Source organism: Methylorubrum populi, assembly GCF_002355515.1.
GTDB classification, from domain to species: Bacteria; Pseudomonadota; Alphaproteobacteria; order Rhizobiales; family Beijerinckiaceae; genus Methylobacterium; species Methylobacterium populi_A.
This window is the reverse complement of sequence record NZ_AP014809.1, coordinates 3,541,655-3,564,502: the sequence shown is the minus strand read 5'-3', so window position 1 is coordinate 3,564,502 and position 22,848 is coordinate 3,541,655. Positions and strand designations below refer to the sequence as shown.

Genomic DNA, 22,848 nt, shown 5'->3' with positions numbered 1-22,848 from the left:
GCCTGCACGGGCCGCTCGGTGCCATCGGCGCCCGACGGCCATCGAAGGATGCTCGCGCGGCCGTTCGGCTTATTCCCTGGGGATGGCACGTTCCGTGCCGCCGCGCACAAGTCGGGAAAGGATCGTGCCAGCTGCCGAAAGCCTGAGCAAATTTCTCCAAATACGATATAAATCACTGAATTGTAATAATAATTTTTCGAATGATCGGTCTTGTCCGATCCTCTGTCATCGGCGACCTCGCGCGGCAATGGCGCGTTCGTAGGCATTCATTGGCGAACTGAGAGGCACGACTGCACAAAATCCGTCTTCCGCGCCGCTGCTTCGTGCTTAAGTCCTGAACCGGAACAGTTCGTTCAGGAGTCACACGATGTCCGCACGTATCCTCTCGATTGCCTTCGTGGCGCTCGCCGTCTCGGCGGGAGCCGCTTCCGCCGGAGATCGGGGCCGGACGATCGATCAGCCGCGGCCGGAAACGACCGGCAGCATCGGGCGTTCGAGCGGTCCGATCGACTTCTTCGCGCCTCCGCCTTACGACCCGCGCGACCTCGGTCCGCGGGCTGCGTCCCGCAGCAGCTTCAATGCCGACACGGCCCGCGCACGCCACTACGTGCGCTGAGACCGCGATCGCACGGTCGGTCCCCCTCCGGAGGGATCGGCCCCGCGGACCGGGATCAGTCGGCCGGGGCGGCCCGGTGCGGCAGGACGCGGTAGTGGCGTCCGGCGTAGAGCAGACCGTCGTTGTCCCGGATTTCGGCGAGCACCTCGACCGCACAGATCAGCACGTCGTGGGTGCCGACTGCATGTCGGTCGACGATGCGGCAATCGAACGCGACGAGAGCGTCCGGCAGGACCGGGGCGCCGGTCTGCAGCGTGCCCCAGTCCCGCCCGTTGAAGCGCTCGGCCCGCGGCACGCGGCCGGCGAAGTCGGCGGCGAGACTCTCGTGCGCCGCCGTAAGCGTGTTGATGCAGAGCACACCGTTGCGCAGGAAGGCCGGATAGGCGGAAGAGCCGCGGTTGAGGCAGACCAGCAGCGTGGGCGGACCGTCGCTGACGCTGCATACCGATGTGGCGGTCAGGCCCGCCCGACCGCCCGGGCCATCGGTGGTGATGAGATGCACCGCGCTCGCGAGCTGCGCCATCGCCTCGCGATAGGCAGAGGCGGAGACGGCCTCGGGGTCGGGTGAAGTCATAGCGTACGCCTCTCGGGGCCGGATCGGGTCCCGATCGTTGAGCAGGACGTCGCAAGGCCCGGTCGAGCGCTCGCGAAAGCATGACGCGGTGGGCGCTCCGGCCGTTCCGGTCAAGGGCGGGCTTGGTCATCCGGGGCCGATCGCAAGCGGATCGCGCCTCGCGCTGCCGAAGATCGGTGCGGGATGGCACCGGGCGCACCGCGCCGCTGATCTTGCGGACGGGGGTGTCCCTGTCCGATGAAGCGCGCGTCCCAACCCAGCGGAGGCCGAGCCATCCCTGCCGCCGAACCCCATCGCTCCGCGCCGGTCCGACAGCGCTCGCACGGCATCGTGCGCCTGCGCGCCGCGCCGGCCGGAACGGCCGCGGACGCGCCGACGCGGATCGTCGATCTGGCCGAGGGCGGTCCCTTGCGCCTGCGCTTCCCTCGGCAAGGCTCCGAGCGGATGCTGGAGGGCGTCCTGGTCAATACCGGCGGCGGCGTCGCCTGCGGCGACGTGTTCGAAGTCTCGGTCACGATCGAGTCCGGCGGGGCCTGCCTGCTGACAACCACGGCGGCGGAGAAGGTCTACCGCTCCGACGGGCCGAAGGCGGAGATCGTCAACCGCGTGAGCGTCGGCCCGGGGGGGCGCCTCGACTGGCTGCCGCAGGAGACGATCCTGTTTGACCGCGCCCGGCTCCTGCGCCGGTTCGAGGCGGACCTCGCCCAGGACGCCGCGCTGCTCGTAGCGGAGATCGCGGTGCTCGGCCGGGCCGCCAGGAACGAGAGCCTGCAGGAGGCCCTGTTCGAGGATCGCTGGCGCATCCGCCGCGCCGGCCGGCTCGCCTACGCCGATAATCTGTGCCTCGACGGGCCGGTGACCGACCTGATGGCCCGCACCGCGATCGGCGGCGGGGCCCGCGCGCTCGCGACGATCCTCGATTTCTCGCCCAATGCGGAGGCGCGGCTCGACGAGGCCCGCGCCCTCCTCGGCGCGCTGCCCGAAACGGTGGAGGCCGGCGCGAGCGCCTGGAACGGCCACCTCGCCGTGCGGATGCTGGCACCCGTGGTCGCGCCCCTGCGCGAGGGCACGGCCCGCTTCCTGGCCGCGTGGCGCGAGAGGCCGATGCCGCGGGTCTGGCAGACCTGACGCGGCGGGCGAACCCGCTTGACCTCGGCCCGAGCATGATCCTTGCTCGCTCCGCTTCACACGACCGGCCGCCGCTCACCTCAGGACGCCCGCCTTGCTCCTTACGCCCCGCGAGAAAGACAAGCTCCTCGTTGCCATGGCCGCTCAGGTCGCCCGCAACCGGCTGGCACGGGGGGTGAAACTCAACCACCCTGAGTCCGTCGCCCTCATCACCGATTTCGTCGTGGAGGGGGCCCGCGATGGGCGCTCGGTCTCCGAGCTGATGCAGGCAGGTGCCTCTGTCCTCGACGCCTCTCAGGTGATGGAGGGGGTGCCGGAGATGATCCACGATATCCAGGTCGAGGCGACGTTTCCCGACGGCACCAAGCTCGTCACGGTCCACCACCCGATCCGCGGCAGGCCCTCCGCGGACGTGCCCGGCACCGTGACCACCCTGCCCGGTGAGATCGTGTTCAACGAGGGTGCGTCCCGGACCGTGATCGAGGTCGCCAATACCGGCGACCGCCCGATCCAGGTCGGCTCGCACTACCACTTCTTCGAGGTCAATCCGGGCCTGGTCTTCGACCGCGACAAGGCCCGCGGCCAGCGCCTCGACATCGCGCCCGGGACGGCGGTGCGGTTCGAGCCCGGATCGACCCGCGAGGTGGCGCTCGTGCCACTCGCCGGGGACCGGAAGGTCTACGGATTCCGCGGCGACGTGATGGGGCCGCTGTGAGCCTCATCGAGCGTGACCAGCGCGACGGCGTCGCCCTGGTGTCGCGTGCGGCCGATTTCGCGGCCCGCCGGCACGCGTCGCAGCAGCGGAAGGGCTCGGCGCGCGAGCCCTACGTGAATCACTTGGCGGAGGTTGCCGCACTCCTTGCCGAGACGGCGGGCGAGCCGGATGCCGCCCTCGTGGCGGCCGGCTGGCTGCACGATACCCTCGAAGATACGCCGACGGAGCGCGAGGAGCTGGAGCGCCTGTTCGGTTCAAGGGTCGCGGAGCTCGTGGCGGAGGTAACCGACGACAAGTCTCTCCCCAAGGCCGAGCGCAAGCGGCGGCAGGTCGAAACGGCTTCGGGCAAATCCGCGGGCGCCAGGGCGATCAAGCTCGCCGACAAGACCAGCAATCTCCGCTCGCTCACGATGAGTCCGCCGGAAGGCTGGGAGCGGCAGCGGATCGCCGACTACATCGCATGGGCGGAAGAGGTGATCGCGGGCTGCCGCGGCACCAACGCCGCCCTCGAGGTCTTGTTCGACCGTGCCGCCGCCGAGGCGAGAGCGACGCTGTGACGGCGGCCGCGCGCTCGTCCGCTTCCGTCCGCCCTTTCGCGTACGGCACGGCCTCGCCGGGCGGTGTTCGAACCGGGGCGTGACGCCGCCGCCGTGCTCGGCTAGAGCGCGTTCCGGCGAAGCGGCAACGGGTTCGTCGATAGGATTCGTGTAAAGCAGAATGCCGGAGACGCGGCCTCAAGACCATCGGCTTCGATGCTCGTGTCGGCGCCTGGACGACCGCTTCCCCAGCAACAGGGTGGGCAGATTGTGGGCCTGACCGACGAGCTGCACGAGCGCGACCGGGGGATGATCGGCCTCGATCCGGAATCGAACGCTGCACCGACGCGGAAGCGCGCCCTGTGCGCGATCACCGGCGTCGAGATGAACCGCCGCAACCTCGTGCCGCTGGCCACCCTGCGTCCCGCCCTGGCGGAGCACATCCGTACCGACTATCCCGGCTTGGCCGAGGACGCGCTGATCAGCGCGAAGGAACTCGCGAAGTACCGGACCCGCTACGTCGCCGAACTGCTGGCGGAAGAGCACGGCGAGTATTCCGACCTCGACCGGCAGGTGGCCGAGAGCATCGCCGCCCAGGACACGATCGCCGAGAACATCGAGGAGGATTACGACGAGCACCGCAGCTTCGGCGAGCGCGTCTCGGACGGGCTCGCCGCCTTCGGCGGATCCTGGGCCTTCCTGATCAGCTTCGCGCTGGTGCTGGCCGCGTGGATGGCGGTGAACGTCACCATGGGCGAGATGCGGGCGTTCGATCCCTACCCGTTCATCCTGCTCAACCTCGTCCTGTCCTGCCTCGCGGCGATCCAGGCGCCGATCATCATGATGAGCCAGAGCCGGCAGGACAAGAAGGACCGGCTGCGCTCGAACAACGATTACCGCGTCAACCTGAAGGCCGAGCTGGAAATCCGGCACCTGCACGAGAAGATGGATCATCTCGTCACGAAGCAGTGGCAGAGGCTCGCGGAAATTCAGCAGATCCAGCTCGAGATGCTGCAGGAGATGCGCACCCGCGTGGCGCGCAAGCCCGTCGTGAAGGTCAAGAAGGTCGTCCGCAAGAAGCGCGCGAAGCCGCCGGCTCAGTCCGCGACCGAGGCGGCTCCGCCCGCGGGCGTGGCCGAGCCGCCATCCTGACCGCCCTCGACCGGTCCGGCGGGCTGAACGTCCCCACGCCCGGTTCCCTCGGCACCGATCCTGCCTGCTCTGCCCGACATCCCTGAATCCGAGTGTCCCTCATGTCTGCCCGCCTGCCCCGCGCCGCCTACGCCGACATGTTCGGTCCGACCACCGGCGACCGCATCCGGCTTGCCGACACCAGTCTGGAGATCGAGGTCGAGCGCGATCTCACCACCTATGGCGAGGAGGTGAAATTCGGCGGCGGCAAGGTGATCCGCGACGGCATGGGCCAGTCGCAGGCGACCAACGCGGCCGGCGCGGTCGACACGGTGATCACCAACGCGGTCGTGCTCGACCATTGGGGCATCGTGAAATGCGATGTCGGCCTCGTGGGGGGGCGCATTCACCGGCTCGGCAAGGCCGGAAACCCAGATATTCAGCCGAATGTCGACATCGTCGTCGGCCCCGGCACCGAGGTGATCGCGGGGGAAGGCAAGATCCTCACCGCCGGCGGCTTCGACAGCCACATCCACTTCATCTGCCCGCAGCAGATCGAGGAGGCGCTGTGCTCCGGCGTCACGACGATGCTGGGCGGCGGCACCGGCCCGGCGCACGGCACCTTCGCCACCACCTGCACGCCGGGGCCCTGGCACATCGCGCGGATGATCGAGGCGGCGGACCATTTCCCGATGAACCTTGCCTTCGCCGGCAAGGGCAACGCCTCGGTGCCCGGGGCGCTGGAGGAGATGATCCGCGCCGGCGCCTGCGCGATGAAGCTGCACGAGGACTGGGGCACGACGCCCGCCGCGATCGACACCTGCCTCTCGGTGGCCGATGCCTATGACGTGCAGGTCATGATCCACACCGACACGCTCAACGAGTCGGGCTTCGTCGAGGACACCATCGCCGCCTTCAAGGGCCGCACCATCCACGCCTTCCACACCGAGGGCGCGGGCGGCGGCCACGCGCCGGACATCATGCGGGTGGCGGGCCTTCCCAACGTGCTCCCGTCGTCCACGAACCCGACGCGGCCCTTCACGAAAAACACCATCGACGAGCATCTCGACATGCTGATGGTGTGCCACCACCTCGACCCGTCGATCCCCGAGGATCTCGCCTTCGCCGAGAGCCGCATCCGCAAGGAAACCATCGCGGCGGAAGACATCCTGCACGACATCGGCGCGCTCTCGATGATGTCCTCCGACAGCCAGGCGATGGGCCGGGTCGGCGAGGTCGTGATCCGCACGTGGCAGACGGCGGACAAGATGAAGCGCCAGCGCGGTGCCCTGCCCGGAGACGCTTCGGGCAACGACAACCTGCGCGCCCGTCGCTACGTGGCGAAGTACACGATCAATCCGGCCATCGCCCACGGCGTGTCGCGGCACATCGGCTCGGTGGAGCCGGGCAAGCTCGCCGACCTCGTGCTGTGGACGCCCGCCTTCTTCGGGGTGAAACCAGACCTCGTCCTGAAGGGCGGTATGATCGCGACCGCGCCGATGGGCGACCCCAACGCCTCGATCCCGACGCCGCAGCCGGTGCATTACCGGCCGATGTTCGGCACCTTTGGCCGCGCGCCCTTCGCCACCGCGCTCACCTTCGTCTCGAAGGCGGCGATCGAGGACGGGCTGAAGGAGCGGCTGCGGGTCTCGAAGGAACTGGTGGCGGTGGAGAACGTGCGCGGGGGCATCTCGAAGAAGAGCATGATCCTCAACGACGCGACGCCGGTCATCGAGATCGACCCCGAGACCTACGACGTGCGCGCCGACGGCGAGCTGCTGGTCTGTGAGCCGGCCGATGTCCTGCCGATGGCGCAGCGTTACTTCCTGTTCTGATCCAAGATCCCGGCCCATGATCCGCGCCACCCGCGTTATCCGCCGCGACCGTCTCGGCTGCGGCGAGATCGTCGACCGCATCGTGCTCGACTCGAACGACCGTCACCGCCGTCGCATGGCGATGCGCGGCGTCGGCGGCACCGCCTTCCTGCTCGATCTCGGCGAGGCGACCGTCCTCGACGACGGCGACGCCCTCGCGCTGGAGGATGGCCGTCTGATCTGGGTCGAGGCGGCGCCGGAGGCGCTGCTGGAGATCCGCGCGCCCTCCCCGCTCGCGCTCAAGCGGCTGATCTGGCACATCGGCAACCGGCACATCCCCGCCGAGATTGGCGAGGAGGCGGTTTGGATCGCGCATGACCACGTGCTCGCCGAGATGGTGCGGGGCTTGGGCGGCAGCGCCGAGCCGGTGACGCGCCCGTTCCGGCCCGAGGGCGGCGCCTATGCCGGGGGTCACGAGCACGGCCACGGGCATGGCCAAGGTCACCCGCATACTCACGCCCATGATTGACGCCCTGAGGCTGATGGCGTGGCTTTCGCCGACCTATCCGGTTGGCGCCTTCGCCTACTCGCACGGGCTCGAATGGGCGGTGGAGTGTGGCGACGTGTGCGACGCCGCCACCCTCGCCGATTGGCTCTCCGACGTGCTGGAGCGGGGCGCCGGCCGCAACGACATGATCCTCTGTGGCTGCGCCCACCGCGCGATCACCGCCCGTGACGAGGCGGGTCTCCTCGAGATCAACGATCTCGCCCTCGCGCTCGCGCCCTCCCGCGAGCTTCATCTGGAGACGAGTCAGCAGGGCCGCAGCTTCCTCGACGCGACGCTCCGGGCCTGGCCCTGCCCCGCCCTCTCGGATGTTGCGGCCCGGCTCGAAGGCCAGGTCGCCTATCCTGTCGCAGTGGGAACGGCGGCGGGCGCGCACGGCGTCGCGCGGGAGGCGACGGTGGCGGCCTACGGCCTCGCCTTCGTCCAGAACCTCGTCTCGGCCGCCCTGCGCGTCGCCCCCGTCGGCCAGAGTGCCGGCACGGCCGTGCTCGCCGCCCTCACGCCCCGCGTCGCCGCGCTCGCCGAGACCCTCCACGCGGCCGATCTCGATGCGCTCGGCAGCGCCACCCTGCGGCTCGATCTCGGTTCCTTCCGGCACGAGACGCAGTATTCCCGCATCTTCCGCTCCTGAGGAGTCTTCCGACCCTATGGCATCCCTGAACGGACCCCTTCGCGTCGGCATCGGCGGACCCGTCGGTTCCGGCAAGACGGCGCTGATGGAGCAACTCTGCCGCCGCTTCCGCGACCGTTACGAGATCTGCGCGATCACCAACGACATCTACACCAAGGAGGATGCCCGCATCCTCACCGTGGCCGGGGCGCTGCCCGAGGAGCGCATCCTCGGCGTCGAGACCGGCGGCTGCCCGCACACGGCGATCCGCGAGGACGCGTCGATCAACCTCGCGGCGGTGGCCGAGATGCGCCGCCGTTTCCCGAAGCTCGACCTCGTGCTGATCGAGTCCGGGGGCGACAACCTCGCGGCGACCTTCTCACCGGAACTGGCCGACATCACCCTCTACGTCATCGACGTGGCGGGCGGCGAGAAGATCCCGCGCAAGGGCGGTCCCGGCATCACCCGCTCGGACCTGCTCATCGTCAACAAGACCGACCTCGCCCCGCTCGTCGGCGCCGACCTCGCGGTGATGGAATCCGACACGCAGCGCATGCGCGGGGCACGGCCCTACGTGTTCGCCTCGCTGCGCGAGGGGCACGGTGCGGACACGGTGGCCCGGTTCATCGTCGAGGCCGGCGGGTTGGGATAGGCGCGCGACCGGAGGCGTGCGACGTCCTCACGACGGCGCCGAGCGGCGGAAGGCGTCGCGCTCCTCCAACACCTCAATCAGGTCGAGCACGCGCACGACCTGACCCGAGACATCCCACCAGGGCGGCAGGCGGCGCGACACCGGCATCGGATGGTGCTTCACCGCCTCCACGAGAAAGGCCGTCTCCGGTAGGGGTGGTGCCGACAGGCCCGGCGCGCGGCGTGCCGGCAGAACGGCGCGCGCGAGCAATCCGGCCTTGTGAGCACCGCTCACACGGGCGCGCCGCGTCACCGAATCGAGTCCGTTCGCCTCCACTGCGCGGCCAATCTCCGCGTAGATCGTACCCGCGGCGCGGATCGCCGGGCGGCAGCTCAGGGGAAGCGCGGCGATGCCGGGCTCGGCGCGGGCGTAGAGCCCGTCGGCCGCCGTCAGCAGGTCGGCCATGACCCGTTGCAGTCCGGGGCTGAGCCGGGGCGCGGCCAGGAAGGCGTCGGGGTCGAGGCCGGCCGCGTCGAGCCAGCACCGGGGCAGATAGAGGCGTCCGGCGCGCGCATCCTCGCCGACGTCGCGGGCGATATTGGTGAACTGCATCGCCACGCCGAGGTCGCAGGCGCGGGCGAGCGCGCTGGCATCGCGCACGCCCATCACCAGTGTCATCATCGCCCCGACCGTTCCCGCGACCCGGGCCGCGTAGGCGGCGAGGTCCGACAGGGTGTCGTAGCGCCGACCCTCGATGTCCCAGGCGAACCCTTCGAGCAGCGCCCGCGGCAATGCCTCGGGGATGGCATGGCGGGTGAGCACGTCTGCGAGCACGCGATCGGCGGGATGATCGACAGGCCGGCCCGCGAGCGCCGCCGTCAGCCGCCGTTCGAGCCGTGCGAGCGACGCGGCACGGTTGCCTCCCGCCTCGTCCACCGCGTCGTCGGACAGCCGGCAGAAGGCGTAGAGGCCGAAGGCGGAGCTGCGCACCGCGGGCGGCAGCAGCATCGACGCCGCGAAGAAGCTTTTCGATCCGGCGCGGATCGCGGCCCGGCAGGCCGTCAGATCGTCGGCCCTGGCGGCGGAGAGGTCAGGCGCGAACACGGGCATCCGGCACCACGGAATCGAGGACACGGGCCGAGGAGAGCACACCCGGCAGGCCGGCGCCGGGATGCGTCCCCGCGCCGACGAGGTAGAGGTTCGCCACGTCCTCGGAGCGGTTGTGCGGGCGGAACCAAGCCGATTGCGTCAGCACCGGCTCAAGCCCGAAGCCGGAGCCGCGGAAGCTCAAGAAGTCGTCGGAGAAATCCTGCGGCGTCGTCACCCGCGAGGTGACGAGTGCGTCGGAGAGCCCCGGCAGCACCGAGTCCTCGAGAAAGCGGGCGATCCGCTGGCGGTAAGGCTCAGCGAGTTGCGCCCAATCCTGGCCGCCGGCGAGGTTCGGCACCGGCGCGAGCACGTAGAAGGCATCGCAGCCCGGAGGAGCGAGCAGCGGGTCGGTCGCCGTCGGGCGGTGCAGATAGAGACTGAAGTCGTCCGCCAGATGCTTGCGGTCGAAGATATCCCGCAGCAGGCCGCGATAGCGCGGGCCCATCAGGATCATGTGGTGATCGACTTCCGGATACTTCTTCCGGGTGCCGAAATACCAGACGAACAGACCCATGGAGGACGCGGCCCGCGCCAGACGCCGTGCGCCCCAGCGCCGGGTTCGACCGCTCAGGAGCGAGCCGTAGGTGAAGGCGGAATCCGCGTTCGAGACGACGATGTCGGCGGCGATGGTCTCGCCGTCCGCCAGCAGGACACCGGTCGCGGCCCCGCCCTCGACACGGATGCGCGCCACCTCCGCGCCGCAGCGGATCGTTCCGCCCTGCCCGCGGATCAGCCCGACGAGGCCGTCCACCAGCCGCCCGGTGCCACCCATGGCAAAGTGTACGCCCCATCGACGTTCGAGATGGGCGATGAGGCAGTAGATCCCGCTCGCGCGAAAGGGATTTCCACCGATGAGGAGCGGATGGAAGCTGAAGACGGTGCGCAGCCGCTCGTCGCGGATGAAGCGGGCGACCACATCGTAGACACTGCGGTGACCGGAGAGGCGCAGCAGGTCCGGCGCGATCCGCAGCATCGAACCGACGCTGTCGAACGGGACGTGGCCGAGCTGCTCAAAGCCGACGCGGCACACGGCCTCGCTATGGGCCATGAAGCGCTCGTAGCCCGCCACGTCTTCGGGCGAGAACCGGGCGACCTCCGCCCGCATCGCCGCGCGGTCGCCGCTATAGGCGAAGCTTTGACCGTCCTCGAAGCGGATGCGGTAGAACGGCTGCATCGGCACGAGGGTCACGTCTTGCTGCATCGTCCGCCCGCACAGGCGCCACAGCTCCTCGAACAGGAACGGCGCGGTGACGATGGTCGGCCCGGCGTCGAAGGTGAAGCCGTCCTGCCGGTGAACGCGGGCGCGGCCGCCGGGCTGGTCGAGCCGCTCCAGCACGGTGACACGATAGCCGCGCGCACCGAGCCGGATCGCCGCCGCCAGCCCGCCGAAGCCGGACCCGATCACGACCGCGTGCGGCCGGGACTTGGGGCCGGTCGTGTCAGTCGGCTTGACGGCGAGTGTCAACATACGTTGACACTATGGCCGGGATTCCCGTCAGCGCAAGGGGTGAATCACGTGGCGCGCACCCGTGCGGCGTCGGCTTCAGCGAGGATCACATCGGCGACCCGCCCCGGTGCCTCCTCGTGGGCGAGATGGCCGAGTCCGCGCAGCAGCTCGACGCGCGCATTCGGCAGGCGCTCGCGCAGGGTGAAGGCGTCCTCCGGCTTGATCGCCTTGTCGTCGCCGCCGACGATCAGCAGCGTGCGCGTGTCGAGCCGGGGCAGGTCGCGGGCGAGCGCCGGCAGATCCCAGTTTGCCATCATGCCGAGCGCGCCCGAGACGTGGCCGGCGCGGGTGAACAGCCGCCGGTAGAGGTCGAGCCCCAGCGGGTCGAGGCGCGAGCCGGTGCCGTCGATGAGCCGGCGCACCGCGGCCCGGTCGGCGCTCCAGGCGAAGACTTTCGGTGTCACCGGGTTCAGGAACAGCATCCGGGCGATGCCAGGAAACAGGAAACTGGCCACGCCGGGGAACGGCGTCAGTGCGCCGTTGATCGCCACCAGCAGGTCGGGGGCGATGCGCCGGTCGAGACACATCCGCGCGAGCACCGCGGCGCCCGCCGAGTGGCCGATCGCGAGGCGCGGGCTGAGGCCGAGATCCGCAGCGAGGTCGCCGACCGCCTCGGCCATGCCCGGTAGCGATAGGCGGCGGGCGGGCAGCGGGTCGGTGAAGCCGTGGCCCGGCAGGTCGGGCGCCACCACGCGGAAGCCTCGCTCCACCAGAAGCGGCGCCAGCCCGCGCCAGGAATGGGTCGCGGCGCCGGTGCCGTGCAGGAGCAGCAGGCCGGGCGCGGCCGGATCGCCGAATTCCTGCAGGTGCCAGCGCAGGCCCGCGGCCTCGACGAAACGGCTCGCGGCCCGATGCGGCCAGTCGCGGCCGTCGCGCTCCCAATCCGGCCGGTCGTCGTCGAGGAGGGGCAAGAGCACTCGGGCCTCAGGCTGTGGCGGCGCGCACCGCCGCACTGACGCTGCCCGCATCGGCGTGGGGCAACGGACAGTAGCGCGCCTGCGCCGCCTCGGCGAGGCGGCGCGCGCCTTCGGGACGCGCACCGGTATCGATCACCAGGGTCGGCAAGCCCTGCACCCGCAGCAGCCGGGCCGCGGCCAGGGCCTCTTCCCCAGCAAGCGCCCGGCCGCCGAGGCCGGAGCGGGCGACGTTGGCGCGCCCGTCGGTGAGCAGCACGATGACCGGGCTTCCGCCCGCCCGGCGGATGCCGAGGGCGAGGGTGGCGGCGGCGTCGAGCCCGGCGGCGAGCGGCGTCCCGCCTCCGCCCGGCAGGCCCGCGAGGGCGCGCTTCGCCCGCACCAGGGAGCGTGTCGGCGGCAGCATGGTCTCGGCCCCGGCGCCGCGAAAGGCCACGAGGGCGATCCGGTCGCGCCGGACATAGGCCTCCGCGAGGAGCAGTTCGATGGCGCCCTTCGCCTCCGCCAGCCGTTCCAGCGCCGCCGAGCCGGAGGCATCGACGCAGAAGATCGTCGTGGTCTCGCTGCGCCGCTTCAGCCGGCGGATCCTGAAATCCTCCGGCGTGACGATGATGCGGCGCGGATCGGTCCCGATGCGGCGCAGGCTCTGCCACGGGGCGGCGGCGCGCAGGGTCGCGATCAGGTCGAGGCGCCCTCGGCGCGGATCGCCGGGACGGCTGCCGACCGGGCGTCCCACGAGGGGCGAGGACGCCGCGGCACCCATTCGCCCGGCTGCCGTCGAGCGCAGCGGCGGGCCGCCGGCGAGAAGCCGCGCCAGCAGGTCTTTCGGAAGTGCCGCGCGCACCGCTTCGAGCACCTTCTCGTCAGGCTGCCGCGCGTCTCTCTCCAGCCGCCCGTCTTCGTTGTCGGGTGCTGAGTGCGCCTCCTGTGGAGCCGGCGCCTCCGGTGGCGGGTCATCCGCTTCGTCCGTGCCCGCGGGCGGAGGGGGCAGACGCGTCGCCCGCGGGGCGAGCACGAGACGGGCGGCCTCGATCAGGTCGACTTCGTCCGGCTCCGCGCGGCCGGCCTCCCGCGCGGCGAGCCGGGCGACCCGGAGGGCAAGGAACGGGGGCCGCACCGCGGCAATGCCGATGGCTTCCGCGACGGCGCAGAGGGTGGCGACGGGATCCTGCGCCGGGTCGTCCCTCGATCGCTCCCCTGTCCGTGCGCCCGCCGGCGTCATCCCTTCTCGACCGGAGGACCTGTCTGTCCTTGCCGCGCGCAGGCTCACACCCGTCAGGTCGACGCGCAAGGCGAGCCGGTCGGCGAGGGCCTCGGCGACCGCCTCCTCCTCCTGTCCTTCGTCGAGCAGCACGAGACCGAACCGGGCCGGGAGCCGCGCGGTGAGGCCGTCACGCTCCAGCAGCAGCGTTCCGGTGTCGAGGGCGCCCGCGAGCCGCGCGACCGTGCCGCGCTCCAAGCGCTCGGCCATCGGAACGAGCACGACCCCGCCATCGGCCTCGGCCAGCAGCCCGCGCTGAATCACCGGGCGGCCGGCGCGAAGGGTGGCCGGGAGGTCGAGGCCGCCGATCAGCCGATCGTCGGCGATGCCCGGCGGCATCCGCCGCAGCGGCCCGGAAAGCCGATTGCGAAGATTGTCGAGCCAGAGGTCGCGCACCGGCCCGGCGCGCGCGCGAAGGACGATTCCGCCGAGGCCGTGCGGATCGCCCGCGAGAAGTTCGGCGGCACGCAGCGCGTCGTCCCAGACCCCGGCCGGATCGTCGGGCTCCGGGGCCATCGCGGGGCTCAGCGCTTGAACATCGGGTGTTCGACCCGGTCGCCGGCGCGGATGCCGAGCTTGGCCGCGGTGCCGGCGTTGAGTTCCAGCACGGCCAGGACCGGCTCGCCCGACGAGATCACCTTGGTCGAGAGCGGTTCGGTGTCGGCGGCGATCCGGGCGATCGAGCCGTCGGAGCGGATGAACACCATGTCGAGCGACAGGTAGGTGTTCTTCATCCACATCGTGGCCGGCGCCGGCCGCTCGAAATCGAACAGCATGCCGTGGTCGGCGGCCATGGAGCGGCGGTACATCAACCCCTTGGCGCGCTGCGCGTCGGTTCGCATCACCTCCACCTGGAAGGCGTGGCGGCCGTTCCTGGCGACGATGCCGAGCGGTTCGGTCGCGGCTTGCGCGGCGGGCGATGCGTCCTGGGCCCGGAGCGGCAGCGGCGATGTCACCGCCGCGAGAGCGACGAGGCAGGCGGCGAGAAAGAGCTTGGGCACGGATCGGAACACGGGCACGCGGGTCACCGTCAATGGGAGGCCGGAAGCGCCCCGTCGACGAGGCGGACTTCCGCCGCCATAGCACCCTTCGAGCCGTCGCCGTAGCGCACCAGTACCTGCTCGCCGGGCTTCAGCTCGGCGATGCCGTAGCGGCGCAGGGTCTCCATGTGGACGAAGATGTCCGGCGTGCCGTCGCCGCGGCTGAGAAAGCCGAAGCCGCGCAGGCGGTTGAACCACTTCACCACCGCGACTTCCAGGCCGCTCGTCGGCGTCACGCTCACATGCGTGCGCGCCATCGGCAGTTCGGAGGGGTGGAGTGCGGTGGACTGGTCCAGAGAGACGACCCGGAAGGCCTGCCAGCCGCGGGCGCGCTGGACCGCCTCGACCACGATCCGCGCGCCCTCGCTCGCGGCCTGGTGGCCGTCCCGGCGAAGGCAGGTGATGTGCAGCAGGACGTCCGCCGATCCGTCATCCGGCACGATGAAGCCGAACCCCTTCGAGACGTCGAACCACTTGATGTGCCCGGCGATCTCCACGAGCTCTGACGGGCGCTCGTCCTCGCTCTCGCGCTCGGTCGCGCGGTCGCGGATATCCGGCATGCGAAGCTCGACGGAACTCAGTTCGTGATCGTTCGACATGTAAGCAACCCGTGCCGAATCGCGCGGCGCAATCCCGGAGCTACGTTAACAAAGTCGGATTGCGCGGAAAGCCCGTTTGGCCGGCAATGGGACACTGCATATGATCATTTTTCGGATGCATTGCGACAATGCCGCATCGGGCGAAAGCGTCGTAGCGAGAGCGACTGATCAGCTCTGATCAGGTTCCACGAGGCGTCAGCGTGGCCGGTCAAGGGGTTAGGGCCGCCTCTCTCGGTGCGTGCGAGGAAACGGCCGACCACCGAACCGATTCGAATAGCCGCAGGGTTGCCTGCCGGGCAGGCAGCGACGTTCGCGCGCACCCTTCGCCTGGAGCGGGGAACGGTGATAGGCCGCGGCCATGTCTGCCCCCTCCCCGTCCACGCTGCCCCGTCCGAGCCGGCGGATCGACGCCGTCGACCTCGCCCGCGGCGCGGCGCTCGCGGCGATGGCGGCCTATCACGGGCTGTGGGATCTCGGTTTCCTGCAGCTCACCCCCCTGAACTACGCGTTGACGCCGATCGGGCGGCTGGCGGCCCACGGCATTGCCGGCTCGTTCCTGCTCCTGGTGGGCGTCGGCCTCGTGCTTGCCAACGGCGACGGTGTGCGCTGGCGGCCCTTCGCCCTGCGGCTTGCCCGCATCGGCGGCGCAGCGGTGCTGATCACGGTGGCGACGCGGATCGCCTTCCCGCAGAGCTACATCTTCTTCGGCATCCTGCACTGCATCGCCGTCTCGAGTCTTCTGGGACTGCCGTTCGTGTTCCTGCCGGCCTCGGTCGCGGGGCTCGGCGCCTTCGCCGTGATGCTCGCGCCGCGATTCGTGGCCCATCCCCTGCTCGACTTGCCGGAATTCTATTTTCTCGGCCTGGGTCGCGGACTGCCCGACAGCAACGACTGGGTGCCGTTGTTCCCCTGGTTCGGGATGGTGCTCGCCGGAATCGCCCTCGCCCGGCTGCTTCGGCCGGCCCTGGCCGGATCGGCTCTCGCCCGCTGGCGGGCCCGTGATGCCGTCGCGCGCGGGGCGGTCTTTGCCGGGCGGCACAGCCTTGCCGTCTATCTCATCCACCAGCCGGTGCTGCTCGCCCTTTTCACCGGCCTCGTGACGCTGACGGGGCCGCACCCGAAGGCGGGGCTCGCGAGCTTCCGCAAGGACTACGTGGCGCACTGCACCCGCACGGGCGGCGAGGCGGGCGCCTGCCGGATTGCCGCCCGCTGTACGGCCGATGCCCTGCGGCAGGAGGGGCTCTGGGGCTCCGGCAAACCCTATTCTGCGGAGGAGCGGGCCAGGGCGCAGAGTCTCTCGCAGCGCTGCTACGAGGCCGCGGAAGGCACCGCGCCGCCGCCGTAAGGCTCGGGGCGTCCGCGCAAGCCGCGGCCTGCGCGGCCGGAGGATCGCTGGCGCCCCGCGAAGACCGTCATCTGATCAAGCTTCAGGAATTCTGTCTCGGCCCTGCGACGGCGACGAGACATTGAGTATCATATCTTTTAGAAAAGTATTGACTCGGTCTTTGCATCGATCATCATTGATTGGCGATTCTGCTGAATTTTGTAATCGCCTGCTTTTAAAGATTCGAAGCCTCGCGGGCGTCTCGGTGTCGATCCTCTCGTGGAGTGCTTTCCACGCTCCTTCAATGCTGTCAGCAGCAGGGGGTGGCCATGTCGCTTATTCTCAGGGTGTTGCAGACCATCTTCCTCTCGATGGTCATGCTGATTGCAGCCAATAGCCCATCGATGGCACTCCAAGAGTGTAAATGGTTCGGCACGAAACCATTCTGCGACGGGAAATGCCCGAGTGGATGGAATTACACCGGAAAGCGGGAGGGCTGCACGACGGGTTCACGCCGCTATTGCTGTCGAGAAGTCGCTAGCGCGCCGATCCCCGGGCCCGTGCCGCAGACATGCCGCTGGTTCGGGACGCGACCGTTCTGCAATGGCCAATGCCCGAGCGGCTGGACCTACTCGGGCCGGCGGGAAAGCTGCACCACCGGCTCCCGGCGCTACTGCTGCTACAGCGGCACGGTGCCTCCGCCGACTTCGTCGAGCGGCACCAACGGTCCCGCAACGCCACCCCCGCCGGCACGGTACTGCACCAACGACTGCAACACCTGCACGCGCGATCGATTGAGATGCCGGCAGCGGTCGCTCTACGACACGGCCTGCCCGTCCAGCCAGTCGTTCTTCCTGGCTCCTCAGGCCTGTTACTGAAGAGCCGGACCGTAGACCCTGCAACCTTGGACCGGAAGCCGTTGCGTCGGCCGGCGGCCTGTCCGAGGCGGATTGCGCGCTCCGCGAGAGGCCGAGGAGATATCTCGCGGAGCGCGCCGTGTATCCTGTCACCCCTCTCGGGATCGAGGGGCGTCCTCAGTCCTTGGCGCGCTCCACGTAGGAGCCGTCCGCCGTCATGATGACGACGCGGGTGCCGGTGGTGATGTGCGGCGGGACGCTGGTCTTCACGCCGTTCGAGAGGATGGCCGGCTTGTAGGACGAAGAGGCCGTCTGACCCTTGGTCACCGGTTCGGTCTCGACGATCTCGAGCGTCACGCGCTGGGGCAGCTCGATCGCCAGCGGCACGCCGTTATGGGTCGAGAGCGTCACCACCATGCCTTCCTGCAGGTAGGGAGCGGCATCGCCGACCACGTCCTCCGGAACCGCGAGCTGCTCGTAGTTCTCGGGATTCATGAAGTGGTACCCCTCGCCGTCCTGGTAGAGGAAGGTGTGGTCGCGATCCTCGACGAAGGCGCGCTCGACCTGCTCGGTGGTGCGGTAGCGCTCGGAGATCTTCACGCCGTCGGTAATGCGGCGCATGTCGAGCTGCGTCACCGGCGTACCCTTGCCGGGGTGGATGTTCTCAGCCGTCAGGATGACGTAGAGCTTGCCGTCCTTGTCGACGACGTTGCCCTTGCGAAGGGTACTGGCAATCACTTTCACGAGCGTGGACCTTGGCTTGACGAGAACGGCGGCTCTTCACCGGCGTCTCGGCCGGGCGAGCGGAATCATCCGCGAGGCCCTACCCTATCCGCGGCTCGGTTGCCAGCCGGAGGCTGTTTTCGCGTGAGTCATGAGTCATCGCCCTGGTGGCATCCCGGCCTCCACGCGGATCGCCGGCCGCTGCTGCTCACCCGCAACCGCATCCTCGCGGGAATGCGCGCGTGGTTCGCGGCCCGCGACTTCGTTGAGGTGGAGGCCGCCGCGCTCCAGGTCTCGCCGGGCAACGAGGCGCATCTCTCCGCCTTCGCCACGGAAGCCATCCTGCCCGATGGCGGACGCGAGCCGCTCTATCTCCACACCTCGCCGGAATTCGCCTGCAAGAAGCTGCTCGCGGCGGGGGAGCCACGCCTGTTCAGCCTCGCCCACGTCTTCCGCAACCGCGAGCGCGGGGCGCTGCACCATCCCGAGTTCACGATGCTCGAATGGTACCGGGCGGGCGAGGATTACGAGGCGCTGATGGCGGACGCCGCGGCGCTGATGGCGCTCGCCGCCGAGATCGCGGGCGCCAAGCGGCTGACCTTCCGCGGACGCGAGGCCGATCCATTCGCGCCCTGCGAGCGCCTGACTTTGGCCGAGGCGTTCCACCGCTTCGCCGCCATCGACCTTCTTGCCACCATCGCGCCCGACGGCGCCACCGACCGCGACCGGCTCGCCGACGCGGTAATGACCCGCGGCCTGCGGGTGGCCCCGGACGACACCTGGGCCGACCTGTTCAGCCGTGTCCTCGTCGGACTGATCGAGCCGCATCTCGGTCAGGGGCGCCCGACCATCCTGTGCGAATATCCGGTGAGCGAGGCGGCGCTCGCCCGGCCGAGTCCGCGCGACCCGCGCGTCGCCGAGCGGTTCGAGCTCTACGCCTGCGGCGTCGAACTCGCCAATGCCTTCGGCGAGCTCACCGACCCGGCCGAGCAGCGCCGCCGCTTCGAGGCGGAGATGGCCGAGAAGGCCCGGGTCTACGGCGAGCGCTACCCCATCGACGAGGAGTTCCTGGAGGCGCTGGCGGCGATGCCGGAGGCCAGCGGCATCGCGCTCGGCGTCGACCGTCTGGTGATGCTGGCAACCGGTGCGCCGCGTATCGACGACGTGATCTGGACGCCGGTCACCCGGGGGCGCTCGCGGTGAGCGCTGCCTTGAAGACCACGGCGGCGCTGGCCCGGGCCGGGCTGGTGGAGGCCGAAGCCCTCCCGGCCCTAGAGCAGGTCGCGGCGCGCTACGCGGTCTCGGTGACGGCCGACATGGCCGAGCTGATCGACCGGGACGATCCCGGCGATCCGATCGCCCGACAGTTCGTGCCCCGTGCGGAGGAGATCGAGACGCGGGCGGAAGAGCGTGCCGATCCGATCGGCGACGACGCGCACGCGCCGGTGCCCGGCATCGTCCACCGCTATCCCGACCGGGTGCTGCTGAAGCCGCTCCATGTTTGCCCGGTCTATTGCCGCTTCTGCTTCCGCCGCGAGCGCGTCGGACCCACCGGACACGGCTCGCTGAGCGAGGCGGAGCTGGCGGGAGCCTTCCGCTACATCGCCGAACGCCCGGAGATCTGGGAGGTGGTGGTGACGGGGGGCGACCCCTTCGCCCTCTCGCCCCGGCGGCTCGGGGAGATCGCCGCGGCGCTCGGCGCGATCCCGCATGTGCGGGTGCTGCGCTTTCACACTCGCGTGCCGGTGGTGGAGCCCGCCCGCGTCGATGCGGCTCTGGTCGCGGCCCTCAAAACGTTTCCCAGCGCGGTGTTCGTGGCGCTCCACGCCAACCATCCACGCGAGTTCACGCCGGCGGCGCGGGCGGCCATCGCCCGGCTCGTCGATGCCGGGGTCCCGATGGTGAGCCAGAGCGTGCTCCTGCGCGGCGTCAACGATGACGCGGCGACGCTCGAGACCCTGATGCGGCGCTTCGTCGAGAACCGCATCAAGCCCTACTATCTCCATCACGGCGATCTCGCGCCCGGCACCGGCCATCTGCGCACCGGACTGCCCGAGGGGCAGGCGCTGATGCGAAGCCTGCGCGGGCGCCTCTCCGGCCTCGCCCAGCCGCTCTACGTGCTCGATATCCCCGGCGGCCACGGCAAGGTGCCGGTCGGACCGGGCTATCTGGAGGAATCGGACGGCGCGTGGCAGGTGATCGATCCGAGCGGGACCGTGCACGCCTATCCGCCCGAGGATACCGACGAGGACCAGGGATGACGCTGAAGCTGTGGGGGCGGGCCAGCTCCGGAAACGTGCAGAAGGCGCTCTGGGCGCTCGACGAACTGGGGCTGGCCTACGAGCACATCGAGGCGGGCGGCGCCCACGGCATCGTCGGCGACGCCGCCTATCGCGCGATGAACCCCAACGGCCTCGTGCCGACGCTCGAAGAGGACGGCTTCGTCCTGTGGGAGTCGAACGCGATCCTGCGCTACCTCGCCCATGCCCATGGCGGGCCGCTGGCGCTTCCGGAGGCTCCGCGCGCCCGCGCATTGATTGACCAGTGGCTCGATTGGCAGGCCACAGCCTTCACCCCGGCGATGCGCGACGCCTTCCTCCAGCTCGTGCGCGTCGCGCCCGACAGGCAGGACCCACGCATGATCGAGGCATCGCGGACGAATTCCGAGCGCTGCGCCGCCCTGCTCGATCGGCATCTCGCCGACAGGCCCTTCGTGGCGGACGCGGCCTTCTCCATCGCCGACATCGCCGTCGGGCTCGCGGCGCATCGCTGGTTCCAGCTGCCGCTGGAGCGGGAGGAGCGGCCCAACATCCGCCGATGGCTGGAGACGCTGGCGCAACGGCCGGCCTCCTCGGCGGTTCTGTCGCTGCCGCTCACCTGACGCGTCGCGGCGGAGGTCAGCCCGTGACGGATGCCGTGTCGAACTCCGGACGAAAGAAGACGATGTTCTTCCCGCTCTCGAAGCTGATCTTCTTCGTCCTCACGCCATCGAATTTCCTGATCCTGCTCGGGCTCCTCGGCTGCGTCCTCCTCTTCACCGAGTTCGGCCGCGGGCTCGGGCGGGTTCTCGCGATCACCGGCTTCGTCGGGCTTCTCGTCGGTGGCCTCTCGCCGCTCCCGGCCTGGACGCTGGCCCCGCTGGAGAACCGGTTTCCGAGCTTCACCGATGACGGCACGCCGGTCACCGGGATCGTTGTGCTCGGCGGGACGGTGGAGGCGGATACCTCGATCGGCCGGGACCAGATCACCGTCAACGAAGCGGGCGAACGGACCATCGCCCTCGCCGACCTCGCCCGGCGCTACCCGCAGGCGCGGCTCGTCTTCTCCGGAGGAGCCGGCAGCACCCGCGACGATGCGGTCTCGGAGGCCGAGATCGTCAGCCGTTATGCCGACACGCTCGGCGTGCCGCGCAACCGTCTGATCCTCGAACAGCAATCGCGCAACACGCACGAGAACGCGGTGTTCTCCGCGCGGATGGTGCAGCCGAAGCCCGGCGAGCGCTGGCTTCTCGTTACCTCCGCCTGGCACATGCCGCGCTCGATGGCCTGCTTCCGCAAGGCCGGGTTCGACGTCACCGCCTATCCGGTCGATTACCGCACCAACTGGCCCCGCGACGCCTACCGTCTCGCGAGCTTCGCCTCCACCGGCCTGGGGGAGCTCGACATCGGCGTGAAGGAGTGGATCGGCATGATCGCCTACCGGCTCACCGGCTACACCGACGAGGTTTTACCGAGGCCGTAGACCGCTACCCGCGCGGCAGGCTCAGGCGATAGATCCCGCGGAAATCGTCCGGATCCGGCACGGGCTTGCCCTTCCGAAGAATCTGCACCCGGCCCGCCTTGGCCAGCCGCACGGCGACGCGCCGCACCGGCTGCATCAGGGGGCCCCAGCCGTCGGGATGCGGACCGCCGAGCGCGCGGGCGACCTCGGAGGGGCAACAGGTCTTGTCGGCCCCGCGCTCGCTCACGAGCCCCAGCATCGTCTCTTCGATCGCGGCTTCATCGGCCATGGCTGTCTTCCTCGGCGAGCAGGGCGGCGCGGATCGGCGAGGCGAACTGGCGCCGCCACATCACCCAGACCACGCTGGCGGTGGCGAGCATCAGGACCGGTGCGCTCAGGAACCAGCCGAGATAGGCCAGTGCGAACAGGAAGGCACGCTGTCCCTTCGCGAAATGCGAGCCCGCCGCGACGTTCATCGCCCCGGCCCGCTCGGCCGCGCGCCGCATCACCGACTCGGGGGCGCCCGAGCCCTTGGGCGGCACCGCGCCGATCAGGATCGCGCCGTAGTTGAACAGCCGGTAGGCCCAGGCGAATTTGAAGAAGGCGTAGACGAACACCATCGCCAGCCCGGCGACCTTGATCTCCCAGGTCTGGCGGGTCGTGCCGGTGCCGAAGGGCAGTGCCGAGAACAGGTTCAGCACGTCGTCGCCGGATCGCGAGAGGGTCAGAACCGATCCGAGCGCGATCAGCGAGGTCGAGGCGAAGAAGGCGGTGCCGTTCTGGAGCGAGGCGTTGATCGTCGTGTCCACGACGCGGTTGTCGCGGGCGATCATCTGGACCGCCCAGTTGCGCCGCTGTCGGTTCATGATCTGGCTCAGGCTCAGCCGGTCGCCCCGGCGCCGCGCCACCGCGACGCTGTAGCCGGCCCAGGCGGCTACGAAGAACACGAGCGCCGCGAAGTCGAGCGGCGAAAAGGCGTGGAGGTCCCACATGGTCAGGGCGTCGTCATCGCGATGGCGTCGGGCCGGTCCGGCTCAGCGTGCTGCCCCGGCGGCTACAGGCCGGAGGCCCGGCGGGCAAGCCCTCGCCGTGTCGATCCTCGTCGTGTCTACGAGCGGATCTCGAAACCCGTGATCGTGGCGAGTTCGGTCTCTTCGATGACGTCGATGCCGTCGACACGCGCCGCGAACGGACCGCGTCGGCACGCGGCGAGCAACGCCTCGACCGCCTCGGCCGGGCCGGAGAACTGGGCCTCGACAGTGCGGTCGGGCCGGTTTCGGACCCAGCCCGAGACGCCGTGCCGTTCCGCCTGCTTCTTCGTCCAGGCGCGGTAGGACACGCCCTGAACGCGGCCGCGGATCACGGCTCGAATGGTCCTGCTTTCGGTGCTCAAGGTCGAAGCGACTCCCGGTTTCTGCCGGAACCGGGAGCCCT

Annotated in this window: 25 protein-coding genes; 14 read left to right on the top strand and 11 right to left on the bottom strand. The window is 70.1% G+C overall.

Translation table 11 applies throughout. The annotated features are described in order from the left end of the window. The first annotated feature begins 367 nt into the window (after positions 1-367). A complete protein-coding gene (locus MPPM_RS16400) occupies positions 368-616 on the top strand; it encodes a hypothetical protein (RefSeq protein ID WP_096485967.1) in 249 nt (82 codons plus the stop codon). A gap of 55 nt (positions 617-671) precedes the next feature. On the opposite strand, the gene MPPM_RS16395 is transcribed toward MPPM_RS16400, so the two are convergent. Beyond that, complete coding sequence (locus MPPM_RS16395) at positions 672-1,190, bottom strand: flavin reductase (RefSeq protein WP_096485966.1); 519 nt, start codon at positions 1,188-1,190, stop codon at positions 672-674. A gap of 237 nt (positions 1,191-1,427) precedes the next feature. Here MPPM_RS16395 and MPPM_RS16390 point away from each other — a divergent pair, with 237 nt between their 5' ends. The 8 genes from MPPM_RS16390 (at position 1,428) to ureG (ending at position 8,341) form a co-directional block, all read left to right on the top strand. Further along, positions 1,428-2,318 (top strand): urease accessory protein UreD, encoded by an 891-nt coding sequence (locus tag MPPM_RS16390; protein WP_244573330.1) that lies wholly within the window; start codon positions 1,428-1,430, stop codon positions 2,316-2,318. 94 nt (positions 2,319-2,412) lie between these two features. Beyond that, complete coding sequence (locus MPPM_RS16385) at positions 2,413-3,033, top strand: urease subunit gamma (protein ID WP_096485964.1); 621 nt, start codon at positions 2,413-2,415, stop codon at positions 3,031-3,033. Then, positions 3,030-3,590: an HD domain-containing protein gene (locus tag MPPM_RS16380; protein WP_096485963.1), complete on the top strand. Its 561-nt coding sequence runs from the start codon at positions 3,030-3,032 to the stop codon at positions 3,588-3,590. The genes MPPM_RS16385 and MPPM_RS16380 overlap by 4 nt, the downstream gene beginning before the upstream one ends. Before the next feature lie 249 nt (positions 3,591-3,839). Beyond that, positions 3,840-4,721, top strand: coding sequence for a DUF1003 domain-containing protein (locus tag MPPM_RS16375; RefSeq protein WP_096485962.1), 882 nt, complete (start codon positions 3,840-3,842; stop codon positions 4,719-4,721). A gap of 101 nt (positions 4,722-4,822) precedes the next feature. Continuing rightward, positions 4,823-6,535, top strand: coding sequence for an urease subunit alpha (gene ureC / locus MPPM_RS16370; protein ID WP_096485961.1), 1,713 nt, complete (start codon positions 4,823-4,825; stop codon positions 6,533-6,535). 16 nt (positions 6,536-6,551) lie between these two features. Beyond that, positions 6,552-7,043 (top strand): urease accessory protein UreE, encoded by a 492-nt coding sequence (locus MPPM_RS16365; RefSeq protein WP_096485960.1) that lies wholly within the window; start codon positions 6,552-6,554, stop codon positions 7,041-7,043. Next, positions 7,036-7,710 (top strand): urease accessory protein UreF, encoded by a 675-nt coding sequence (locus MPPM_RS16360; protein ID WP_244573329.1) that lies wholly within the window; start codon positions 7,036-7,038, stop codon positions 7,708-7,710. The genes MPPM_RS16365 and MPPM_RS16360 overlap by 8 nt, the downstream gene beginning before the upstream one ends. A 16-nt stretch (positions 7,711-7,726) precedes the next feature. Continuing rightward, a complete protein-coding gene (gene ureG / locus MPPM_RS16355; protein WP_096485958.1) occupies positions 7,727-8,341 on the top strand; it encodes an urease accessory protein UreG in 615 nt (204 codons plus the stop codon). 27 nt (positions 8,342-8,368) lie between these two features. On the opposite strand, the gene MPPM_RS16350 is transcribed toward ureG, so the two are convergent. The 6 genes from MPPM_RS16350 to MPPM_RS16325 are packed head-to-tail and all read right to left on the bottom strand — an operon-like array spanning position 8,369 to position 14,751. Then, a complete protein-coding gene (locus tag MPPM_RS16350; RefSeq protein ID WP_096485957.1) occupies positions 8,369-9,430 on the bottom strand; it encodes a phytoene/squalene synthase family protein in 1,062 nt (353 codons plus the stop codon). Further along, complete coding sequence (locus tag MPPM_RS16345; protein ID WP_096485956.1) at positions 9,411-10,937, bottom strand: phytoene desaturase; 1,527 nt, start codon at positions 10,935-10,937, stop codon at positions 9,411-9,413. Before MPPM_RS16345 ends, MPPM_RS16350 begins: the two co-directional genes overlap by 20 nt. A gap of 44 nt (positions 10,938-10,981) precedes the next feature. Continuing rightward, positions 10,982-11,893, bottom strand: coding sequence for an alpha/beta fold hydrolase BchO (gene bchO, locus MPPM_RS16340; RefSeq protein ID WP_432419820.1), 912 nt, complete (start codon positions 11,891-11,893; stop codon positions 10,982-10,984). 7 nt (positions 11,894-11,900) lie between these two features. Further along, a complete protein-coding gene (locus tag MPPM_RS16335) occupies positions 11,901-13,667 on the bottom strand; it encodes a magnesium chelatase subunit D (RefSeq protein WP_096485954.1) in 1,767 nt (588 codons plus the stop codon). Positions 13,668-13,675: 8 nt separating this feature from the next. After that, positions 13,676-14,185, bottom strand: coding sequence for a DUF192 domain-containing protein (locus MPPM_RS16330; protein ID WP_096485953.1), 510 nt, complete (start codon positions 14,183-14,185; stop codon positions 13,676-13,678). Further along, positions 14,182-14,751, bottom strand: a complete 570-nt coding sequence (locus tag MPPM_RS16325; RefSeq protein ID WP_096487885.1) for a cold-shock protein — start codon at positions 14,749-14,751, stop codon at positions 14,182-14,184. Before MPPM_RS16325 ends, MPPM_RS16330 begins: the two co-directional genes overlap by 4 nt. A 397-nt stretch (positions 14,752-15,148) precedes the next feature. Between MPPM_RS16325 and MPPM_RS16320 the strand changes: the two genes are divergently transcribed. Beyond that, on the top strand, positions 15,149-16,135 hold the full coding sequence (locus MPPM_RS16320; protein ID WP_096485952.1) for a heparan-alpha-glucosaminide N-acetyltransferase: 987 nt from the start codon (positions 15,149-15,151) through the stop codon (positions 16,133-16,135). Positions 16,136-17,148: 1,013 nt separating this feature from the next. Here MPPM_RS16320 and efp read toward each other — a convergent pair. Then, positions 17,149-17,715, bottom strand: coding sequence for an elongation factor P (gene efp, locus MPPM_RS16315; protein ID WP_096485951.1), 567 nt, complete (start codon positions 17,713-17,715; stop codon positions 17,149-17,151). A 123-nt stretch (positions 17,716-17,838) separates the two neighbouring features. On the opposite strand from efp, the gene epmA reads away from it, so the two are divergent. From epmA to MPPM_RS16295, 4 genes are all read left to right on the top strand, one after another. Next, on the top strand, positions 17,839-18,897 hold the full coding sequence (gene epmA / locus MPPM_RS16310) for an EF-P lysine aminoacylase EpmA (RefSeq protein WP_096485950.1): 1,059 nt from the start codon (positions 17,839-17,841) through the stop codon (positions 18,895-18,897). Beyond that, positions 18,894-19,955 carry a lysine-2,3-aminomutase-like protein gene (locus tag MPPM_RS16305; RefSeq protein ID WP_096485949.1) on the top strand — a complete coding sequence of 354 codons (1,062 nt, stop codon included), beginning with the start codon at positions 18,894-18,896 and terminating at the stop codon, positions 19,953-19,955. Before epmA ends, MPPM_RS16305 begins: the two co-directional genes overlap by 4 nt. Beyond that, the gene (locus MPPM_RS16300; RefSeq protein ID WP_096485948.1) at positions 19,952-20,575 is read left to right on the top strand and encodes a glutathione S-transferase family protein; all 624 of its coding nucleotides are present in this window, start codon (positions 19,952-19,954) and stop codon (positions 20,573-20,575) included. Before MPPM_RS16305 ends, MPPM_RS16300 begins: the two co-directional genes overlap by 4 nt. 62 nt (positions 20,576-20,637) lie before the next feature. Next, positions 20,638-21,435, top strand: coding sequence for a YdcF family protein (locus MPPM_RS16295; protein WP_096485947.1), 798 nt, complete (start codon positions 20,638-20,640; stop codon positions 21,433-21,435). A gap of 4 nt (positions 21,436-21,439) precedes the next feature. On the opposite strand, the gene MPPM_RS16290 is transcribed toward MPPM_RS16295, so the two are convergent. The 3 genes from MPPM_RS16290 to MPPM_RS16280 form a co-directional block, all read right to left on the bottom strand. After that, positions 21,440-21,703, bottom strand: a complete 264-nt coding sequence (locus MPPM_RS16290; protein ID WP_096485946.1) for a DUF3253 domain-containing protein — start codon at positions 21,701-21,703, stop codon at positions 21,440-21,442. Beyond that, positions 21,693-22,406, bottom strand: a complete 714-nt coding sequence (locus MPPM_RS16285; protein WP_096485945.1) for a DUF599 domain-containing protein — start codon at positions 22,404-22,406, stop codon at positions 21,693-21,695. Before MPPM_RS16285 ends, MPPM_RS16290 begins: the two co-directional genes overlap by 11 nt. A 116-nt stretch (positions 22,407-22,522) precedes the next feature. After that, positions 22,523-22,807 (bottom strand): acylphosphatase, encoded by a 285-nt coding sequence (locus MPPM_RS16280; protein WP_096485944.1) that lies wholly within the window; start codon positions 22,805-22,807, stop codon positions 22,523-22,525. Positions 22,808-22,848 lie beyond the last annotated feature (41 nt).

Bases quoted from the DNA above. Each gene is read 5' to 3' on its own strand.
- MPPM_RS16400 (WP_096485967.1), top strand. From the start codon at position 368: ATGTCCGCACGTATCCTCTCGATTGCCTTCGTGGCGCTCGCCGTCTCG.
- MPPM_RS16395 (WP_096485966.1), bottom strand. From the start codon at position 1,190: ATGACTTCACCCGACCCCGAGGCCGTCTCCGCCTCTGCCTATCGCGAG.
- MPPM_RS16390 (WP_244573330.1), top strand. From the start codon at position 1,428: ATGAAGCGCGCGTCCCAACCCAGCGGAGGCCGAGCCATCCCTGCCGCC.
- ureC (WP_096485961.1), top strand. From the start codon at position 4,823: ATGTCTGCCCGCCTGCCCCGCGCCGCCTACGCCGACATGTTCGGTCCG.
- MPPM_RS16365 (WP_096485960.1), top strand. From the start codon at position 6,552: ATGATCCGCGCCACCCGCGTTATCCGCCGCGACCGTCTCGGCTGCGGC.
- MPPM_RS16360 (WP_244573329.1), top strand. From the start codon at position 7,036: ATGATTGACGCCCTGAGGCTGATGGCGTGGCTTTCGCCGACCTATCCG.
- ureG (WP_096485958.1), top strand. From the start codon at position 7,727: ATGGCATCCCTGAACGGACCCCTTCGCGTCGGCATCGGCGGACCCGTC.
- MPPM_RS16350 (WP_096485957.1), bottom strand. From the start codon at position 9,430: ATGCCCGTGTTCGCGCCTGACCTCTCCGCCGCCAGGGCCGACGATCTG.
- MPPM_RS16345 (WP_096485956.1), bottom strand. From the start codon at position 10,937: ATGTTGACACTCGCCGTCAAGCCGACTGACACGACCGGCCCCAAGTCC.
- MPPM_RS16335 (WP_096485954.1), bottom strand. From the start codon at position 13,667: ATGGCCCCGGAGCCCGACGATCCGGCCGGGGTCTGGGACGACGCGCTG.
- MPPM_RS16325 (WP_096487885.1), bottom strand. From the start codon at position 14,751: ATGCCGGATATCCGCGACCGCGCGACCGAGCGCGAGAGCGAGGACGAG.
- MPPM_RS16320 (WP_096485952.1), top strand. From the start codon at position 15,149: ATGTCTGCCCCCTCCCCGTCCACGCTGCCCCGTCCGAGCCGGCGGATC.
- MPPM_RS16300 (WP_096485948.1), top strand. From the start codon at position 19,952: ATGACGCTGAAGCTGTGGGGGCGGGCCAGCTCCGGAAACGTGCAGAAG.
- MPPM_RS16295 (WP_096485947.1), top strand. From the start codon at position 20,638: ATGTTCTTCCCGCTCTCGAAGCTGATCTTCTTCGTCCTCACGCCATCG.
- MPPM_RS16290 (WP_096485946.1), bottom strand. From the start codon at position 21,703: ATGGCCGATGAAGCCGCGATCGAAGAGACGATGCTGGGGCTCGTGAGC.
- MPPM_RS16285 (WP_096485945.1), bottom strand. From the start codon at position 22,406: ATGTGGGACCTCCACGCCTTTTCGCCGCTCGACTTCGCGGCGCTCGTG.